Origin of the sequence: Halochromatium roseum (genome assembly GCF_016653315.1) — a bacterium.
In the GTDB taxonomy this organism is placed as follows: domain Bacteria; phylum Pseudomonadota; class Gammaproteobacteria; order Chromatiales; family Chromatiaceae; genus Lamprobacter; species Lamprobacter roseus.
Genome location: NZ_NHSH01000057.1, coordinates 355,624 through 374,010 on the forward strand (window position 1 = coordinate 355,624; position 18,387 = coordinate 374,010).

Sequence of the window (18,387 nt, forward strand, 5' to 3'; positions counted from 1 at the left end):
CCGACAATCAAGTTTTGTGTGCAGTGCGGCAAACTCATGGCGCGTTGGTCTGAAGCACGGCCTCGAACTGCTCCAGAGCGTCGATCGGTGCCTCGCACTGAGTGCCGCGACAGCGATAGGCTCGCACACGATCGCCTGGATGCATGGTCGCCAAGGCTGGCGGTAGCTCGCTGAGGTCAGCTGGAATTGCCAAGGTTAACCGACGCGGCGCGTAGTCGCGTTGCGCGAGCTGTTGCCATCTGTCGAACTCGTCGCAGCCGCCGGTCGCCTGCGTATCGATTGCCCGCGCGTCGGTCGCCTGCGTATCGGTCACTCCGGATAAGGCTCCAGGCTCAGTACCCAAGAGACCGCCACGAATCACGATCATCTCTGGCGGACTCAGCTGCTCCTCCAGCGCCATCAGCAGGGTGCCATGCGCATAAGGCAGGCGCCGAATCGCATCCGCGGCCGCGCCGAGGGTGCGCGCCGCGGCATCGAGATACCTCGGCTCGCCGAGCAGATGCCCGAGCCTTTGCAGGCTGAGCGCGGCGATGCCATTACCGGAGGGCGTCGACTCGTCGGCCAGCGGCTTTGGCCGCAGCAGGAGCGCCTCATGATCGGCCGCGGTGAAATAGAAACCGCCGTTGACCTCATCCTGAAACTGGCTCAGCAGCAGCTCGGCCAGGGCTTGGGCCCAGTCCAGATCAGCCGGCTGGAAGCGCGTCTGCAGGCGCTCTAGCAGTGCATCGAGCAGGAAAGCATAATCGTCCAGATAGGCGTTCAGATGCGCCCTGCCGTCCTTGTAGACGGCGAGCAAGCGTCCTTCGCGCCAGAGCGTCGCCTTGATGAAGGCAAGCGCGCGATCCGCCGAGTCCAGATAGTCCTCCCGACCCAGCAGCCGGCCAGCGCGCAGCATGCCCTTGATCATCAGCGCGTTCCAAGCCGTCAGCACCTTCTCGTCGCGCCCAGGACGCACACGCTCCGCGCGCGCCGCGAGCAGCTTGGCCTTGGCGCTGGCCAACAGCGCTTTGGCGACCTCGAGATCCTGCTGTTCCCGCTCGGCCGCGACCTCCTCCAAACGGCGATAGCCATGCAGATGCCAGCGGCCCTCGAAATTGGGCGCCCGGTCCAGCCCGAACAGCGGACGGATCAAGGCCAGCTCCTCGGCGTTCAGCCGCGCACCGATCTCCTCAAGATCCCAGACGTAGAAGCGGCCCTCCTCGCCTTCACTGTCGGCGTCAAGCGCCGAGAAGTAGCCCCCCTCCTCCGACTGCATCTCGGCGATGACCCAATCGGCGGTGCCGAGGGCCGCGTCGCGAAACACCTGATCGCCGCTCAGCTGCCAGGCATCGCAGCAGAGCGTCAGCAACGGGCCGTTGTCGTAGAGCATCTTCTCGAAGTGCGGGATCATCCACTGATCATCGACCGAGTAGCGACAGAAACCGCCGGCGAGCTGGTCGTTCATGCCACCTCGAACCATCCGCTCCAAGGTAAACAAGGCCATCTCCCGTGCCTGCTGATCCGGGCTGCCGGCCGCCGCCGTCGCCGCGTGATGGCGCAGCAAGAGTTCGAGATTCGTCGGATGCGGGAATTTCGGCGCGCGCCCAAAGCCACCATTGACCTTGTCGAAGCTGCCGGCCAGCTGCCGACGCGCCTGATCAAGCGGTGTCAGGTCAGAGATCATCACGCCCGGCGCTGGATCAAGCTGCGACAGGGCCTCGCGGAGCGACGCATTTTGCTCGCGGATCGCCTCCGGTTTCTCGCGGTAGGCGCGCTCGACGCCAATCAGCAGCTCTTGGAACGACGGCAGGCCATGGCGCTGCGTCTTCGGAAAATAGGTGCCAGCAAAGAACGGCGCCAGGTCATCGGGCGTCAGGAACACCGTTAGCGGCCAACCGCCGGTGCGCTGGGCCAGCAGTTGATGCGCGGTCTGGTAGATCTTGTCGAGATCCGGTCGCTCCTCACGATCGACCTTGATATTGACGAAGAGCCGATTCATCAATTTCGCCGTGGTCTCATCCTCGAACGACTCGTGCGCCATCACGTGGCACCAATGGCAGGCCGAGTAGCCGATCGAGAGCAGGATCGGCTTCTGCTCGGAGCGCGCCAGCGCCAACGCCTCCTCGCACCAAGGCCACCAATCGACTGGATTCTCCGCATGCTGCTGCAGATAGGGGCTGGTAGTCTCGGCAAGCCGGTTGCGCGGCTTAGGTTGGCAAGCAGCAGCGCTGTGGTCGGTCTCGGACATCAGAGGGCCTCGGGCGGTCATCAGGTTCAGTTGACCACTGACAGTGGCCCCACAAGCGACGATATCCAGCCGAAGCCGCTCTCCCCCGAGTCACCGAGCGCCTCATCGTCCAGAGGTGGAGACACGCCATGCGTCTTAGAACCGGTCCCGCCGTGGGCGCTACGGACCACCTCGCTCGTCGAGGCGCAAGATTTCAAAGAGGTGGTAGCGCCGGCCCCTTCAGCACCAATGGCAGACCGGCAACCGTCAGCACCACCTGATCAGCCTGGGCAGCAATCCGCTGATGCAGGCTGCCGGCGAGGTCGCCATAGCGCCGGGCCAGATCGTTGACGGGTATCACGCCCATATTGACCTCGTTGCCAACGAAGATGACCTGACCCGGCAGTCTGGGCAGCAACGCATCCAAGGCCGCTAGCTCGGCGTCTAGGCGTCCTGGCTCCTCGGTCCAGAGCAGATTGGCGAGCCAGAGCGTCAAACACTCGACCAGCACGCAGTGGCCCACAGCGCAGGCCGATTCCAACACCGCCGGCAACGCCAGCGGCTCTTCGATCAGCGCCCAGTCAGCGGGCCGTCGTTGGCGATGCGCGGCGATGCGCGCATGCATCTCCTCATCGCTCGCGGTGGCCGTGGCGACATAGGTCACCGGCAGTCCCGAGTCTCGCGCCAGCTGTTCGGCCAGGCGGCTCTTGCCCGAGCGCACCCCGCCGAGGATCAGGACGCGGTGGGGCTTACTGAATCGGTCGTTGGACTCTTGCTTTGGCATCGCCGACTCCGGTGGGCAAGATCAGTCTCGCCGTTGTGCTCAAGGACGAATAGGACGCGCGGGCCAAGCAAAGGGCCAACCTCTAATGGCTGGCATTAGGGCTGATACAGCAGCGTCAGCAGCAGGGTGCGGCCCGGCTGATTGTAGTAGGCAACGGTCTCGTACTCTTCATCGAACAGGTTTTCGACGCGCGCCTGCAACCGCAGCGCGTTGCTGAAGGCGTAATCGGCGCGCAGATCGATCAGGCTGAAGCCATCGAGCCGGGTGCGATTGGCGGCATCATCGAAGCGACGCCCGGAGACGAACAGCGAAGCGCCAACCCCGATGCGACCAAACTGGCGATCGGCATCAAACCGAAAGGTCTGCTCCGGGCGACGCGGTAGCAGCTTGTCCTGGTTTGGCCCGTTGGACTCATTGCGCGGATCGAGCAGGGTCAGGTTGGCATCCATGATCCAGCCCCCCAGCTCAGCGGTGGTCCAGAGCTCGAGGCCGCGGATACGCGAGCGATCGACGTTCTCGGGCAGGTACAGGTTCGGCGCCACCAGCGTGGTCGAGATCAGATCATCGATGTCGGTCTGGTACAGATTGGCCGCCCAACGCCCCCAAGGATGGGCGCCCGAGAGGCCAAGCTCGGCGCTCCAGGACTGCTCGGGCTCGAGATCCGGATTGCCAAACCCGGGATAGTAGAGTTCGTTGAAGGTCGGTGCCTTGAACGCCGTTCCATAGCTCGCGGTGAGTCGTAGCCCATTGGCGAGCGTGTAGCCGAGGGCGGCATTGCCGGTGCCATGACCACCGAACTGCGAATCATCGTCCTGACGCAGACTCAGCTGCAGGTCAGCCGGGCCGAAGCGACCCAGATACTGACCATAGACGCCGGTATTATCGCGCGAATCCTCGGCAAAGGTCGGTTTGGTCGTCACCTCATCGCGCTGATAATCGATGCCCAGCGTCAGCTGCTGGGCGCCCCCGAGCTGGATGTCGTTCTGCCAGCCGAGACGATCACGCCGCGTATCGAAGCGATTCAAAAACTGGTCGTTGAAAAAGACCCGTGACTTGTCCCAGCTGCGGCCGATATCGAAGGTACTGGTCCAGGCATCGACTGGTTGCGCCTTCGCCTGCAGCCGCGCGACCTGAAGGAGCGTCTCGTTGTGATTGCCAGCGAAGAGACTGCCGTCGTAGTCGACGCTGCCCTCAGAGCGTAAGAAGTCGGCCTCCAGCGAGAACTGATCGGAGAAACGCCAACCGCCGCTGACGCCACCGTTCTTGTTCGTGTAGCCGTCGTCGTCCGGCTCATCGACAAAGCAGCCGCCGACGAACGGCTCGCCGTTGCAAGCGTTGAAACCCGCCGTCTGCTCGAAGCCGAGATGGGCATCGAGCCAGCCGCGCTCGTTGCCGACCGACAGGCCACCGTTGGTACGAATCGTCTTGTAGGAGCCGGCCCCCAGGCTCAGCCGCGGCGTCAGCGGCCCGACTCGACCGCGCCGTGTGAAGATCTGGATCACGCCGCCGATCGCCTCCGAGCCATACAGACTGGAGCGTGGGCCACGCACCACCTCGATGCGCTCGATCTGATCGGTCGGAATGTTCTGCCAGGGCGTCGAGCCGATGGTCGCTGAGCCGACCTTGATGCCATCGATCAGCACCAGCGTATGATCGGACTCGGTGCCGCGTAAGAAGACGGAGGTCGGCTGGCCAGGTCCACCGCTGCTGGAGGTGGCGACACCAGGGAGTCCACGCAGGATATCGACCATTGTCTTCGACTGGCGCCGGTCGATCTCGGCACGGTCGATGACGGTCACCGAGGCCAGCGTCTGATCCGCGGTCTGAGCGGTTCGATTCGCGGTGATCACGATCGGGTCCAGGTTGGCGACAGCTTCAACCTGAGCGGAGAGTGGAGCCGTCCATAACAGGGCCATGGCGCAGGGCAGCAGTGGCTGCCACGCCATCTTGGAAGTCAAGCAAGTCATTGTTTGTCCTTGTTGGTCTCACCACCCGTGAGACACGTTGAGCGAAAGGCCCGCTCGAGGACAAAAAACGGCAAAGCGCTGTGCGCGGCAACAACCCTTTCACCGCCCCCGCCCTCCGCGGCACCCGCGTGTTACAGAAGGCCGGTCTCCGGGCTCACGAGCTGGCGTCGATCGCTTCGACACCGAGAGGCGACGCCTTCCCATGACCCATTCGGGCCACAGTGGCATCCAGTCGTCTCTCAGACTCGCCTACCGTTGCGGGGGCAGCGTCGGCTTGACGGGGATATTGAGCATCCGCCTGACCGACTTCCCGTTTAACCTCGCACTCGTCGAGAGCCGCGAGGCACCTCCTGCATTGCGCAGCGACACTAGGTCTAGGCGAGCGCCGGGTCAATCAGGAAAGGCTGGACGAATGACTTATGTCAGACCCCTGACGACGATTCGATGGCATGACTGAAGAAGTCAGATAAGATTCAGCTGATCGCCTTGTGCTCTTGTGCATCTATCGCTTTTCGCTTCTATCGCTTTTCGTATCTTAAAAGCAACAGACCGCCATGCTCGATCAAGAACAAAACGCCAATGAACTCCCCGCGGCCAGCGAACATGAGGGAACCCAACTGCCTTATGTGATCGCCGTCGGTGCCTCAGCAGGCGGGCTCGATGCGCTCGAGCGGTTCTTCCAGTCGCTGCCGGTGCAAACCGGTGCCGCCTTCATCGTGATTCAGCATCTCTCACCGGATCACAAGAGCATGATGGGCAACCTGCTCGGCCGCTATACCTCGATGCCGGTGCTCACGGTCGAGGATGGGATGCTGATCGAGCCGAACCGGATCTACCTCATCCCCCCAGCGAGCATGATGAGCGTCTCCGCGAACGAGTTGCATCTGCGGCCCAAAAGCCCGCGCGGCCTCGCCCTGCCGATCGACTTCTTCTTCAGCTCACTGGCCCGTTCGCATGGCAACCGCGCCATTGGCGTTGTGCTGTCCGGGACCGGCTCCGATGGCACCCGCGGTGCTGTCGCGATCAACGATGCCGGCGGTCTGCTGCTGTCGCAAGACCCGGAATCAGCGAAGTTCGATGGCATGCCGCGCAGCGTCATTGCCACCGGGCTGGTTGATGCCATCCTGCCGCCCGAGGAGCTTGGGCCACGCATCCTCGATCACATCAGCCATGCGCCCATCGAGCGCGGCCCGCGCCGTAGCGCGTCGGTCAGCTATGATCGCGAGAGTGCGCTCGAAGAGGCTTTGCACCTGCTGCATCATCAAGGCGGCATCAACTTTCGCGACTACAAGCCCGCCACCGTCTTGCGTCGCATCGAGCGGCGGATGCAGGTCCGGCACGTACCGGACCTTGAGAACTACGTTCGGCTGCTCGATGGCGACACCAGCGAGCTGTATGCGTTGCGCCGAGAACTGCTGATCCCGGTGACCAATTTCTTCCGCGACCCGGAGGCCTTCGAGACCCTGGCGGAAAAGGTCATCTTGCCCATCGTTAGGGATCACAGCGAGAACCAGCCGATCCGCGCTTGGGTTCCCGGAGTGTCGACCGGCGAAGAGGCCTACTCGATCGCCATCCTGTTCTCCGAGGCCTTCGACAAGCTCCGTCGCTGGCCCGATTTCAAGCTGTTCGCGACCGATGTCGAACAACACAACGTCGATACCGGCAGCGCCGGCATGTTCTCGGAGTCGATCGCCGCCGAGGTCTCGCCCGAGCGCCTCGAGCGCTTCTTCTACCGGCGCGGCAACCACTTTGTAGTCAAGAATGACATCCGCCATAACATCGTCTTCGCCAAACATAACCTGCTCGAAGACCCCCCTTTCACTCGCATGGACCTGGTGTCCTGCCGCAATCTGTTGATCTATTTTCGCAACGATGCGCAGGAACGGGTCATGCGGCGCTTGCAGTATGCCCTGGCACCGGGCGGTTACCTGTTCCTAGGGTCGAGCGAGACCGTGTCCAGCGTGCAACAGGACTTCAGCGCGGTCAGCTCCAAATATAAGCTGTATCGCATCCTGCGCCATGGCACACCGCCTCTGGAGCCGCATTCGCCGGTCAGCGCTACCAGGACCACTGGCAACCGCAGCGGCTTGAGGCGGCTGCGTGCCCATAGCGACGCGGCGGCCATCGATGCCGGCCAAGCGGTGCTCCTGCGCAGTTATTCACCGGTCAGCCTGCTACTGAACTCACAGCAGGAGCTGATGCATGTGTTTGGCGATGTCTCGCGCTACCTGAGCATCGGCGAGGGCAGCGCAACCCTTGACATCAACAAGCTGCTACCAGGCTCGATTGCGCCCGTTGCGCAGGCACTACTGCACAAGGTCTCGGTCAGTAAGGAGGCGATGCGCTCCGATATCTTGCGCATCAAGCTCAGCAACGGAGAGACCGAGCGACTGCGTCTCGTTGTCCGTCACGTGCCGCAAGATGGCGGCGATGCCTGCCTGATGCTCTCGTTCGAACTCGAGCCGGCGCTGAATAGCCCGTCTGGCGACGAGTCAGTCCAGACCATGGACATGAGCGCCGAATCGGCGGACCGGCTTGAAACCCTAGAGCGCGAGCTTGCGGTGACGCGCGAGAGCTTGCAAGCCACCATCGAAGAGCTCGAGACCGCGAACGAAGAGCTACAGGCCACCAACGAAGAGCTGATGGCCTCGAACGAAGAGCTGCAGAGTTCAAACGAAGAGCTGCAGTCGGTCAACGAAGAGCTTTATACGGTCAACTCCGAGAACCAGGAGAAGATCGAGATCCTCAACCGCCTCAATGCCGATCTCGACGGCATGGCCAAGGCCGCGGCGATCGCGACCGTGTTTGTCGATCATGACCTCAAGCTGACCCGGTTTACACCCGAGGCTACCAAGCTGTTCAAGATCCGCGAGGCCGACCTCGGGCGTCGGATCGATGACTTTACCAACCTGCTCGACTACCCAGACTTTTTCGCCGAGCTAAAAAAGACGATCCACGACGGTGATATGCTGCAGCGCGAAGTGCCTGCCGCCAACGGCCGTGTGTATCTCGCGCGCGTGCTCCCCTACGCGGTCCGTCCCGGCACCCCGCGGGGCGCCGTCGCCACCTTCATCGACGTGACAACACTGCGCGATATCGAGCGCATGCAAGCGGTGTTGGATTCGCTGCCGGAGCATATTGCCGTGCTTGACAACAGCGGGCGTATTACAATGATCAATCATGCCTGGCGCGATTTCGCCTGCAGCAACGGCGACTCGGAGCTCACTAACAGCGGCCTCGGCAGCAGTTATCTCGATGCCTGCCAATCCAGCGCCGGCACCAAAGATGCCAAATACGCCACGGCGGCGGCCGATGGCATTCAGGCATTGATCAACGGCGAGCGGTCGCAGTTTTCGCTCGAATACCCTTGCCACTCACCCGAGGTGGAGCGTTGGTTCGTGATGCATGCGGCACCAATCCAGCATCCCTCCGGAGGCGTGGTGGTGAGTCACATCGACATCAGCGCTTGGAATCGACAGCCCGCGCCCAGCGACAAGGAAACCTAGACTCGATGTCTGCTGGCTGCTGCGGCTGAAGCAAGCAGCCAAGGCGCAGACAGCGATTGAGTAACCATGCACGAGTCCCAAACCCCTCCATCCGACGCCCCAGACGCTGTTGACTCTGACGACCAGCGCGCGCAGCGCGCCGAGTTTCGCGAGCGCGCGCTGGTTGCTCTGCGCCAGGGCCGCTTCGATCTGGCAGAAGATCTGATCGCCAGCGGCGACGTCAATCTGAGCACGCTGATCGAGAACGTCCGCATCTACCAGGCCGAGCTCGAGATCCAGAACGAAGAGCTGATCCGCAGCCAAGAGACCACCCATGAGGCGCTAGAGCGCTTTACCGCGTTGTTCCAGAGTGCTCCGGTCGCCGTCCTCGTGATCGACCGTCATGGTTTGGTGATTTCGGCCAACCCGTCCGCCAGTCGACTGTTTGGACTGCGTGATCTGCGCGTGCATCACCATTTTCTGTTGCGCCTGGTCAGCGAGCGTGACCGCAACGGCTTCCTATCAATCTTAAGGCAGCTCACACTCGGTGAAGAGCAAGAGATCGGACGACCAGAGCTGCGCTTCGAGACCACCGATGGGCGAGAGTTCATCGGTGATCTGCATGGCGCCAAGCTACCGCCAACACCCGATGGCGAGCCACGCCTGCTCTGCGTTGTCGTCGACCGTACCGCGACAGTTCATCAACAACGCGAGCTGCGCCATGCCTATGACCGCTTGGCCAGCAGCCAGGAGGCCTATCATGTCCTGGCCGAATATAGCCTGGACTGGGACTACTGGATCAACCCTGAAGGACATTTCGTGCATGTCTCCCCGGGCTGCCGGCAGATCACGGGCTACAGCGCGAGCGCGTTCCTCGATGATCCGAGCCTGGTTGGCCAGCTGATCCATCCTGAAGACCGGGAGCAATGGCGCCAGCATCTTGGTGGGATTCAGGGGCACGAATCAGACGATGAGGGGGTCCTGCTGCTGCGCATTCAGCATCGTGATGGCCACTGGCGCTGGATCGAGCACGAATGCCGCGCGGTAATGGCCGATGACGGACGCTATCTCGGCCGACGCGGGGTCAATCGGGATGTCACCACGCGACGCAACATGGAGGAATCGGTTCGGGAGCTGCGCAATATGCTCGTCGATGCCGAGCGTATCGCCAAGGCCGGAGCCTGGTCCTGGAAGCTCGGTGACGACCTGATCCAGGTTTCACCAGGCTGGCAACGCATCCACGGCGCCGACCAGTCTGCTTACTCCAGAGCCGAGCTGGGCCGCATATTCGCCCATCCCGAGGATCGCGAGCAACTCGACCGGTTGTTTGAACGGGCGCGCACCGACGGCAAAGGCGATCAACTCGACCATCGCATTCGGCGCGGCGATGATGGTGAAACACGCTGGGTGCGCACCCAAGCCGAGCCGATCAAGAACGAGGCCGGAACGGTCGAAGCCATCCGCGGCACGAGCGCGGACATCACCGCTGAGATTGAAGCAACGTTCCGGCTTGAGGAGAGCGAGAGACGCTTTCGCGCACTGTTCGAATCAGCAGCGGAAGGCATGCTCGTGATGCAAGCTTGGCGCTTCACCGAGATCAATCAGGCCGCCCTGCGCATGCTCGGTCATGCCGATCCTGCTGCGGTGGTCGGTAAACAGCCCCATCAGCTCTCCCCCGCGGTGCAGCCCGACGGTGAAGACTCCGAAGCCAAGTCCAAACGCCTGATGACAGAGGCGGCAGGCAATACCCAGCGCTTCGAATGGCTGCATCAGCAAGCGGACGGCTCGCCGCTTCCGGTCGAAGTGACGCTCGTGCCGGTTTTCCTCGATGGGGATTCCGCCTATTTCGTGCACTGGCGCGATCGGACTGAGGAGGCCAAGGCTCGCCATCGCGAGCGTCAGGCCTCGACCGTGTTCGAGAACTCCAGTGAGGCGATCATGGTCACCGATGCTCAGCAGTTGGTGCTCGCGGTCAATCGCGCCTTCACCGACATCTCTGGCTACGAGGAGTCCGAGGTGATTGGGCGTCGACCCGACCTGCTCAGCTCGGGTCATCATGACGCGGCCTTCTTCAAGAGCATGTGGCTTGCGATCAAGAACACCGGCTCGTGGCGCGGCGAGATCTGGAACCGACGCAAAAACGGCGAGATCTATCCAGCGCGGATGACGATCACCGGCGTTCGGGACGATCACGGACAACTCACCAACTACATCGGCATCTTCAACGATATCAGCGATGCCAAGCGCTCTGAGGAAGAGCTCTACCGGGTCGCCCATAGCGATGCCTTGACCGGACTCCCGAACCGCGCCCTATTGCGCGCACGCATGGAGCAATCGCTAAAGCGTGCCAAGCGTGAGAATCGCATGCTGGCACTGCTGTTCATCGACCTGGATCTGTTCAAGAACGTGAACGACAGTTTGGGCCACTCGGTTGGCGACGAACTGCTCCAAGATGTGGCAACAGCGATCCAAGCCGAGGTCCGAGAGGCGGACACCTTAGCCCGCCTCGGTGGCGACGAGTTCGTGATCCTGACCGAGGAGATCGATGATCCTGGCACCGTCGCGCACTTGGCCCAACGGCTCTGCGAGAGGATCTCGCAACCCTTCCAAGTCGGCGATCGTGAGTTGCGCGTGACAGCCAGCGTCGGCGTCAGCCTGTTCCCGAACGATGGCGAGAGCATGGACATCCTGCTCAGTAATGCCGACATGGCCATGTACCGGGCCAAGGATCACGGCCGCAACACCTATCGGTTCTTCGAGGCCGAAATGACGGAGCGCGCAATGCAGCGTCTCCACCACGAGACGGCGCTGCGCGGTGCACTCACCCGCGGTGAGCTGAGCCTGCTCTACCAGCCACAAGTCGAGCTGAGCACAGGTCGAATCCAAGGCGCCGAGGCCTTGCTGCGCTGGACCCATCCCGAGCTCGGTGCGGTTTCACCGTTTGAGTTCATCCCAATCGCTGAAGAGATCGGTCTCATCAGTGAGTTCGGTAAGTGGGTTCTCGAGCAAGCATGCTTACAGCTGCTGGCCTGGGATGCCGAGGGGCTTAGGGTCCACCGACTGGCCGTGAACATCTCGGTGCAGCAGGCCGAGCGCATCGATCTCGTCGATGAGATCCGTGAGATCTTTCAGCGCACCGGCGTCGCACCTGAACGCTTCGAGCTCGAGGTGACGGAATCCATGCTGATGCGCAACGTCGATCGGGTTATCGCGAATCTCAGCGCCCTGCGCGACCTCGGCATCACCATTGCCGTCGATGATTTCGGCTCGGGATTCTCGTCGCTCGGCTATCTCAAGACGCTCCCGATCAGCCGCCTGAAGATCGATAAGACCTTCGTCGACGGCGTGACCATTGACGACAACGACGATGCGATTGCGCGTGCCATCATCGCCTTGGGTAAGGCGCTTGGCCTAGAGGTCATCGCCGAGGGCGTCGAAACCCCAGAGCAGGCCGCGTTTTTGCAACAGGAGGGCTGCAATGAGGCACAGGGCTATCTGTTTGGTCGCCCGATGAAGCCCGATGCGCTGCGCCAATTATCCTTGGAACGGGGATAACGGGAGCGGCAATAAGTCGTTCAAAGCCTTGCCGACGATTCGTTCAGGCCACCGGCACTGCTGCCGACCAAATCAGGAAGCCGAAATGGATGAGCACGGACCCCTAAGGCAACAACAAACGTCCAGCCTCGAGCAGTTTCAGCAGATGCTCGATGCGGCTGAACGGATTGCCCATCTCGGCCATTGGTGCCTGAATCTCGAGACTCAACGGGTGGAGTGGTCGCCTCAGATCTTCCGTATCTTCCGCCGTGAGCCTTCGCTCGGAGAGCCGACATTCTCCGAGCACGAGCACTATCTGTACCCAGAAGACTGGTCAAGACTGCAACGCGCAGTCACAGACTGTGCCACTGATGGCACATCCTACGAATTGACCCTGCACATTCACCGCGACGACGGCACCGATGGCCATGCTCAGGTCTACGGCACGGCGCTCACCAAGCCCGACGGGTCGATCTCTGAGCTGGTCGGCTTCGTGCAGGATGTGACCGAGAAGCTGACGCTTGATGCGGCCCTGTGTCAGCGCGAGGCCGATTATCGGCTCTTGGTCGAGCGGCAGAACGACCTGATCGTCAAGGTCGATGCCGAAGGCCGCTTCCTGTTTGTCAGTCCGGGCTATTGTCGAACCTTTGGCAAGCGCCAAGAGGAGTTGATCGGGCAACGCTTCATGCCACTGGTGCACCCAGATGACCGCGCCTCCACCGAAGCCGCCATGGCGGCGCTCTATCAACCACCCTATCGCTGCTATCTGGAGCAGCGAGCCATGACCAGCCAAGGTTGGCGCTGGTTTGGCTGGTCGGATTCGGCGCTGCTCGATGGCAAGGGGCAGGTCATCGGTATCATTGGCTCTGGCCGCGACATCCACGTGCGCAAGCTCGCCGAGCTTGAACTCTTGCGCACGCAACGCATGCTCGAGCTCGCGCTCGAATCCGGCAACATCGCCACCTACACCGCCGATTTCACGACCGGAGAGGTCTGCGTTGACGAACGCTATATGGCCCAGCTCGGCTATGAATCCTGTGAACTCGCGGTCACCTATGACTGGTGGAAAACGCAGGTGCACCCACAAGATCTAGCCGCCTTCGGCGAGCAAAGCCAGCAGGTACTGCATGGCGAGCTGGACGACTTCAAGGCCGAATACCGTTTTCGTCACCACGACGGACACTGGATCTGGCTGCAAGACCATGCACGCGTCTATGACCGCGATCCACAGGGCATGGCGCTGGCCGCCAGTGGCCTACGCATCGACGTTACCCAGCGCAAAGAGGCCGAGCTGAAGCTCGCTTACCATGCCGAGCACGACCCCCTGACGAACCTCCTCAACCGGCGCGGCATGTGGCGCGCCATCAGGCGCGTCCATGCACAGAGCTTGCGCACGAGACGGCCCTACTGCGTCGCCATCTTCGACCTGGATTGGTTCAAGAGCATCAACGACCAGTACGGGCATCTGGTGGGCGATGGCCTGCTCCGAGAGGTAGCCCGTCTGTTCCGTGACAACACCCGCGAGTCCGACTGGATTGCGCGTTGGGGCGGCGAAGAGTTCTTGGTCCTGATGCCGGATACTGATCTCGAACCGGCGGTCGGCTTTGTCGAACGGCTGCGGCATCGAATCGAGGCCACCGACTTTTGCATCGAACAACAGTCCGTGCGCATCACCACCAGCGCTGGCATTGCTCGCTGCCAGTTCAACGCTGAGCGCCATGACAAGCACGATCAAGACAAGCCCGGTCAAGATAAGAACACTCAAGACGAGATCGTCAATCGTGCGGACCGAGCCCTGTATGCTGCCAAGCACACTGGCCGTAATCGGGTCTGCACCGACAGTGGCGAACTCTGCACCGACAGCGACGGAGATTGATGGCCGCTACGTTTTGACAAGCCACGCCTGCGCATCTGCACATCATTGACAGCAAATGGCATGGATGGCCGCTACGCCGCGGACGTTAATAGCCCTGATCTCCCGTCAAGGCTCGACAAGCGAGACCTGCTACCGCGAACGCATTGAGATGAGAAAAATCATGAGAACAATTATGAGAACGATTGCATGAGCCACATCCGCGAAGACGACCTTATCAGCAGCATCGCCGACGCGTTGCAATACATCTCCTACTACCATCCGCCGGACTATATCCGCGCGCTGAGCGCGGCCTATGAGGCCGAGGAATCGCCCGCGGCGAAATCGGCGATGGCCCAGATCCTGATCAACTCCAGGCTTTGCGCCGAGGGCCATCGGCCGATCTGCCAGGATACCGGCATCGTCATCGCCTTCTTCAAGGTTGGCATGGCGCTGCGCTGGGAGACCAACCGCAGCCTGCAGGAACTGGTCGATGAGGGGGTGCGCCGCGCCTATACACATCCGGATAACATCCTGCGCGCCTCGATCGTCGACCCGCCCATCGGCGCGCGTCGTAACACCGGCGACAATACCCCGGCCATCGTTCACACCGAGCTGGTCCCAGGCGATAAGCTCGAGGTGCGTCTGGCGGCCAAGGGCGGCGGCTCCGAGAACAAGTCCCGCTTCGCGATCTTGAACCCGAGCGCCAGTGTCGTCGATTGGGTGCTCGAGCAAGTTCCGAGCATGGGCGCCGGCTGGTGTCCGCCCGGCATCCTCGGGCTCGGCATCGGCGGCTCCGCCGAGAAGGCCATGCAGATGGCCAAGGCCGCGCTCGCCGAGCCGATCGACATCCATGAGCTTAGGGCACGCGGACCGGCGAACGCCATTGAGGAGATGCGCCTCGAGCTGTTTGAGAAGGTCAACGCCCTCGGCATCGGTGCCCAGGGCCTCGGTGGTCTCACCACCGTGCTCGATGTGCAGATCAAGACCTTTCCGACCCACGCCGCTTCGTTGCCGGTCGCGCTGATCCCGAACTGCGCCGCCACCCGCCACTGCCATTTCACCCTCGACGGCTCCGGCCCTGCTCAGCTCGAGCCACCCGCACTCGACAGCTGGCCTAAGATCGCCTGGGACCCCGCCGCAGGCGCCCGCCGGGTTGATCTCAACCGCATTACGCGCGAGCAGATCGCCAGCTGGCAACCCGGTGAGCGTCTGCTGCTCTCCGGCAAGCTGCTAACCGGCCGCGATGCCGCCCACAAGCGCATCGTCGACCTGCTCAACCGCGGCGAGCCCTTACCCGAGGGCGTCGACCTGAGCAATCGCTTCCTCTACTATGTCGGCCCTGTCGACCCGGTGCGTGAGGAGGTCGTTGGTCCTGCCGGGCCGACCACCGCCACCCGCATGGATCGTTTCACCGACCAGATCCTCGAGCAGACCGGCCTGATCGGCATGATCGGCAAGGCCGAGCGCGGACCCGCGGCGATCGACGCCATCCGTCGCCACCGCGCGGTCTATCTGATCGCCATCGGTGGTGCCGCCTACCTGGTCTCGAAGGCGATCAAGTCGTCACGGCTGGTCGCCTTCGAGGACCTCGGCATGGAAGCGATCCGCGAATTCGAGGTCGAAGACATGCCGGTCACCGTCGCCGTTGACAGCCGCGGTGTCTCGGTCCACGAGACCGGCCCGCAGCAATGGCGCTCGCGGATTGCCGAGATCCCGATTAAGGTTGAGTAAGTTCGACGACATCGTTTCGTCGTCGAGGCCGCATGATCCAGCAGCAGCCAAACGATAGGAGCTCCAGTTGACACAGCAACAGGCCTTCCGGATTCATCAGGACGACGACGGGCATCGCGCCGGCGTTGAAGCGGTCGCGATCGCGCAACCGACGCAGGGCGAGGTCCTAGTGCGGGTGAGCGCCTCTGGCGTCAACTATAAAGACGCCCTCGCCGGCACTGGAAAAGGCAAGGTGATCAAGCGTTTCCCGATCACCGGCGGCATCGATGCCGCGGGCATCGTCGAGCAGTCCGAGCATCCCTGCTGGAAACCCGGCGATGCCGTCATCGCCACCGGCTTTGGCATGGCCTTCGACCAGGACGGCGGCTACGCCGAGACCCTCTGTGTCCCCGGCGACTGGCTCGCGCCGATGCCGCAGGGGCTCGACCCGCGCCAGGCGATGATCCTCGGCACCGCTGGTTTCACCGCGGCATTGGCCGTACATCGCTTGCTGGTCAACGGTCAGCATCCCGGACTCGGCCCGATCCTGGTCACCGGCGCCAGCGGTGGCGTTGGCAGCATCGCCATCAACATCCTCGCCAGGCTTGGCTTCGAGGTCGTCGCCGTCTCCAACAAACAGGCACTGCACGACTGGCTCACCCAACTTGGCGCCAGCCGCATCATTGGCCGTGATGAGCTTCCCGGCGGTGACCGTCCGCTCGAGAAGGCGGTCTGGGGTGGCGCCGTCGATAATGTCGGTGGGTCGATGCTCGCGCAGATCACGCGCACCCTGGCCCCCAACGGCAACATTGCCAGCATCGGTCTCGCCGGCGGCACCACACTCGAGACCACGGTCATGCCCTTTATCCTGCGCGGGATCGGCCTACTCGGCTGCAACTCGGTCGATGTCCCCTTCCCGCTGCGCGCTGACCTCTGGCGCCGCCTGGCGACTGACTGGCGGCCCAGCGATCTTGAAGCCTTGGTCAGCGACCAGGTCGATCTGCATGGCTTGCCCGCGGTGTTCGAGTCTATGCTCGCTGGCAAGACCCATGGTCGCGTCCTGGTCACGCCAGAATAGCGTCCAAGATACTCGGTCCGGTTGCCGACCTTGACCGCGTCTCCGTCAGGCGCCGACATCATCCATCAAATCGAACAGACAAAGTACCCGAACGTGCCCCAAAAAATCCCCATCACTGATCACCAACGCCGCTGGCTCAAGAAGCAAGCCCATCATCTCAAGCCCGTCGTCCTGCTCGGTGCCGCAGGCCTCAGCGACGCCGTGCTCGCCGAGATCGAGCTTGCGCTTGAGCATCATGAGCTGATCAAGGTCAAGGTGCCCGGCGGCGACCATGACGAGCGCGACGCCATCGTCGACGCCATCGCCGAGCGCGCCCAAGCCGATCTCGTGCAACGCATCGGCAACACCGCCAGCTACTTCCGCGCCAACCCCGAGCGTCGCGAACGCATCCTGCTGCCGCTCTGAACATGACCGCTCCAGCGAATCAGGATGCAACGACAACCGACACCGATGGAACAGGCGCCGCGCCTCCAGTCAGCGCGCTGAATCGACAATCAATGGAATCATGCCAAATGCAACAACAGACAACGAAGCCAGTCGCGCCGCGCCCAGCCGCCCTGCTCATGAGCATGCTCATCGGCGGCAGCACACTCCTAGGCTGCGCCAACCCAGGCGAAGACGTTCGCGTGCGACTCTGTAAAGACCTGGTCGTCGGGCAGTTAGGGACCAGTCAGCTGACCTGGACCCAGGTCAGCACCCGCACTCCCGGCTATAGCGACGCCACCGTGAACCTGCGTTGGTCAGCGGCAGCAGGCGACGGCAGCGCCAGCTGTGCCTATCGCTACAACGCCGTTGACGACACCGCGCAACAGCTGGCTGACCCGCTCAGCGCCTACGCCACCTCGCCGAGCCAGGTCGTCATCAACGGCGCAGCCCTGAGCGGACAAGCCCTTGCGACTGCCATTGCCCAGGCAATGCAACGACAAGGTCGCGAGCTGATCGACGCAGCAGGCAAGGCAATCGGGCAGTAAGACGGCTTGCCGAACATGCGCTAAGGCGAAGCGCCCTTACTCGAGAGTAACGTCAATTGTCCCTACGGCCGATGAAGCGATAGTAAGGCACCCGCAAGCCAGGCAGATAGGGAACCGGCGCCATCGCCTCGGTCAAGCGATGATCGGGCAGAGATTGGCGCAGATAGGCCAACCGCTCGGACTCCAGATGCACGCCGTCGTGGCGGAACCAGCGCGGCCAGAACGCCCGCGTTAATGGTGAGTGGCGCACCAGGCCAGGCGCTGGCTCTGGCGCTGAAACGTAAAAGTCGACGACACCGAGATGACCACCTGGCTTCAGCATCGCGATCGCGTTGTCGATCGCCGCGCGCCAGTCCGGAATCATGGTCAGTGAATAGGCCAGATAGACCGTATCCACCGGCGCCTCGGGCTGCCAGCGGCAGGCATCGGCCTCATAGATCTGGACATTTGCCATGGCTGCGGTCCGCCGCCGCGCTTCGCTGACCAAGGATGGGCATAGATCGACCGCATCGATCCGTGCCAGCGCCGCGAGTCGGTCACCGAAGAACAGCAGATTGCGCCCAGTGCCCGCCCCGAGTTCGACCAGATGACCGCCGGCCGGAACCGCCTGCGCCTCAATGAGATCGGCCACCAGCTCGCCCCGCCCATGCAGCAGGCGCTCGCGAAAGGCATCGTAGCGACCCGCTTGCGGCGCATAGAAGGCCTCCAGTCGCTCGGCATGAGAGCCGGCGCGCGGCTGCCCGCGCAACAGCGCCAGCAGCACCTTCAGCTCCGCGGTGACGGCAGCAACCGCCATG

11 protein-coding genes and 1 riboswitch are annotated in these 18,387 nt (G+C 62.6%); of the genes, 7 read left to right on the forward strand and 4 right to left on the reverse strand.

All coding sequences use genetic code 11. The features are described 5' to 3' along the window. Positions 1-34: 34 nt before the first annotated feature. The 3 genes from CCR96_RS13055 to btuB all read right to left on the reverse strand — a co-directional run bounded on the left by CCR96_RS13055 (position 35) and on the right by btuB (position 4,936). Complete coding sequence (locus tag CCR96_RS13055) at positions 35-2,227, reverse strand: thioredoxin domain-containing protein (RefSeq protein ID WP_201220539.1); 2,193 nt, start codon at positions 2,225-2,227, stop codon at positions 35-37. A gap of 193 nt (positions 2,228-2,420) precedes the next feature. Then, the gene (gene cobU / locus CCR96_RS13060; RefSeq protein ID WP_201220540.1) at positions 2,421-2,990 is read right to left on the reverse strand and encodes a bifunctional adenosylcobinamide kinase/adenosylcobinamide-phosphate guanylyltransferase; all 570 of its coding nucleotides are present in this window, start codon (positions 2,988-2,990) and stop codon (positions 2,421-2,423) included. A gap of 95 nt (positions 2,991-3,085) precedes the next feature. Further along, positions 3,086-4,936 carry a TonB-dependent vitamin B12 receptor gene (gene btuB, locus CCR96_RS13065; RefSeq protein ID WP_201220541.1) on the reverse strand — a complete coding sequence of 617 codons (1,851 nt, stop codon included), beginning with the start codon at positions 4,934-4,936 and terminating at the stop codon, positions 3,086-3,088. A gap of 143 nt (positions 4,937-5,079) precedes the next feature. Beyond that, a riboswitch (cobalamin riboswitch) is annotated at positions 5,080-5,323 on the reverse strand. Between the two features lie 188 nt (positions 5,324-5,511). Between btuB and CCR96_RS13070 the strand changes: the two genes are divergently transcribed. The 7 genes from CCR96_RS13070 to CCR96_RS13100 all read left to right on the forward strand — a co-directional run bounded on the left by CCR96_RS13070 (position 5,512) and on the right by CCR96_RS13100 (position 17,590). Next, positions 5,512-8,463, forward strand: a complete 2,952-nt coding sequence (locus CCR96_RS13070; RefSeq protein WP_201220542.1) for a chemotaxis protein CheB — start codon at positions 5,512-5,514, stop codon at positions 8,461-8,463. Between the two features lie 66 nt (positions 8,464-8,529). Beyond that, the gene (locus CCR96_RS13075) at positions 8,530-11,997 is read left to right on the forward strand and encodes a sensor domain-containing protein (protein ID WP_201220543.1); all 3,468 of its coding nucleotides are present in this window, start codon (positions 8,530-8,532) and stop codon (positions 11,995-11,997) included. Positions 11,998-12,082: 85 nt separating this feature from the next. After that, positions 12,083-13,852, forward strand: a complete 1,770-nt coding sequence (locus CCR96_RS13080; protein WP_201220544.1) for a sensor domain-containing diguanylate cyclase — start codon at positions 12,083-12,085, stop codon at positions 13,850-13,852. Positions 13,853-14,038: 186 nt separating this feature from the next. Further along, positions 14,039-15,562, forward strand: a complete 1,524-nt coding sequence (locus tag CCR96_RS13085; RefSeq protein WP_201220545.1) for a fumarate hydratase — start codon at positions 14,039-14,041, stop codon at positions 15,560-15,562. 67 nt (positions 15,563-15,629) lie between these two features. Continuing rightward, positions 15,630-16,619 (forward strand): acrylyl-CoA reductase family protein, encoded by a 990-nt coding sequence (locus tag CCR96_RS13090; protein ID WP_201220546.1) that lies wholly within the window; start codon positions 15,630-15,632, stop codon positions 16,617-16,619. A 93-nt stretch (positions 16,620-16,712) separates the two neighbouring features. Then, positions 16,713-17,024, forward strand: coding sequence for a ribosome assembly RNA-binding protein YhbY (gene yhbY / locus CCR96_RS13095; protein WP_420827268.1), 312 nt, complete (start codon positions 16,713-16,715; stop codon positions 17,022-17,024). 107 nt (positions 17,025-17,131) lie between these two features. Beyond that, on the forward strand, positions 17,132-17,590 hold the full coding sequence (locus tag CCR96_RS13100; RefSeq protein ID WP_201220547.1) for a hypothetical protein: 459 nt from the start codon (positions 17,132-17,134) through the stop codon (positions 17,588-17,590). 52 nt (positions 17,591-17,642) lie between these two features. On the opposite strand, the gene CCR96_RS13105 is transcribed toward CCR96_RS13100, so the two are convergent. Next, on the reverse strand, positions 17,643-18,386 hold the full coding sequence (locus CCR96_RS13105) for a class I SAM-dependent methyltransferase (protein ID WP_201220548.1): 744 nt from the start codon (positions 18,384-18,386) through the stop codon (positions 17,643-17,645). Between the last annotated feature and the right edge of the window lies 1 nt (position 18,387).

Excerpts from the sequence above, each read along its gene's own strand:
- CCR96_RS13055 (WP_201220539.1), bottom strand. The coding sequence starts at position 2,227 with ATGTCCGAGACCGACCACAGCGCTGCTGCTTGCCAACCTAAGCCGCGC.
- cobU (WP_201220540.1), bottom strand. The coding sequence starts at position 2,990 with ATGCCAAAGCAAGAGTCCAACGACCGATTCAGTAAGCCCCACCGCGTC.
- btuB (WP_201220541.1), bottom strand. The coding sequence starts at position 4,936 with ATGGCGTGGCAGCCACTGCTGCCCTGCGCCATGGCCCTGTTATGGACG.
- CCR96_RS13070 (WP_201220542.1), top strand. The coding sequence starts at position 5,512 with ATGCTCGATCAAGAACAAAACGCCAATGAACTCCCCGCGGCCAGCGAA.
- CCR96_RS13075 (WP_201220543.1), top strand. The coding sequence starts at position 8,530 with ATGCACGAGTCCCAAACCCCTCCATCCGACGCCCCAGACGCTGTTGAC.
- CCR96_RS13080 (WP_201220544.1), top strand. The coding sequence starts at position 12,083 with ATGGATGAGCACGGACCCCTAAGGCAACAACAAACGTCCAGCCTCGAG.
- CCR96_RS13085 (WP_201220545.1), top strand. The coding sequence starts at position 14,039 with ATGAGCCACATCCGCGAAGACGACCTTATCAGCAGCATCGCCGACGCG.
- CCR96_RS13100 (WP_201220547.1), top strand. The coding sequence starts at position 17,132 with ATGCAACAACAGACAACGAAGCCAGTCGCGCCGCGCCCAGCCGCCCTG.
- CCR96_RS13105 (WP_201220548.1), bottom strand. The coding sequence starts at position 18,386 with ATGGCGGTTGCTGCCGTCACCGCGGAGCTGAAGGTGCTGCTGGCGCTG.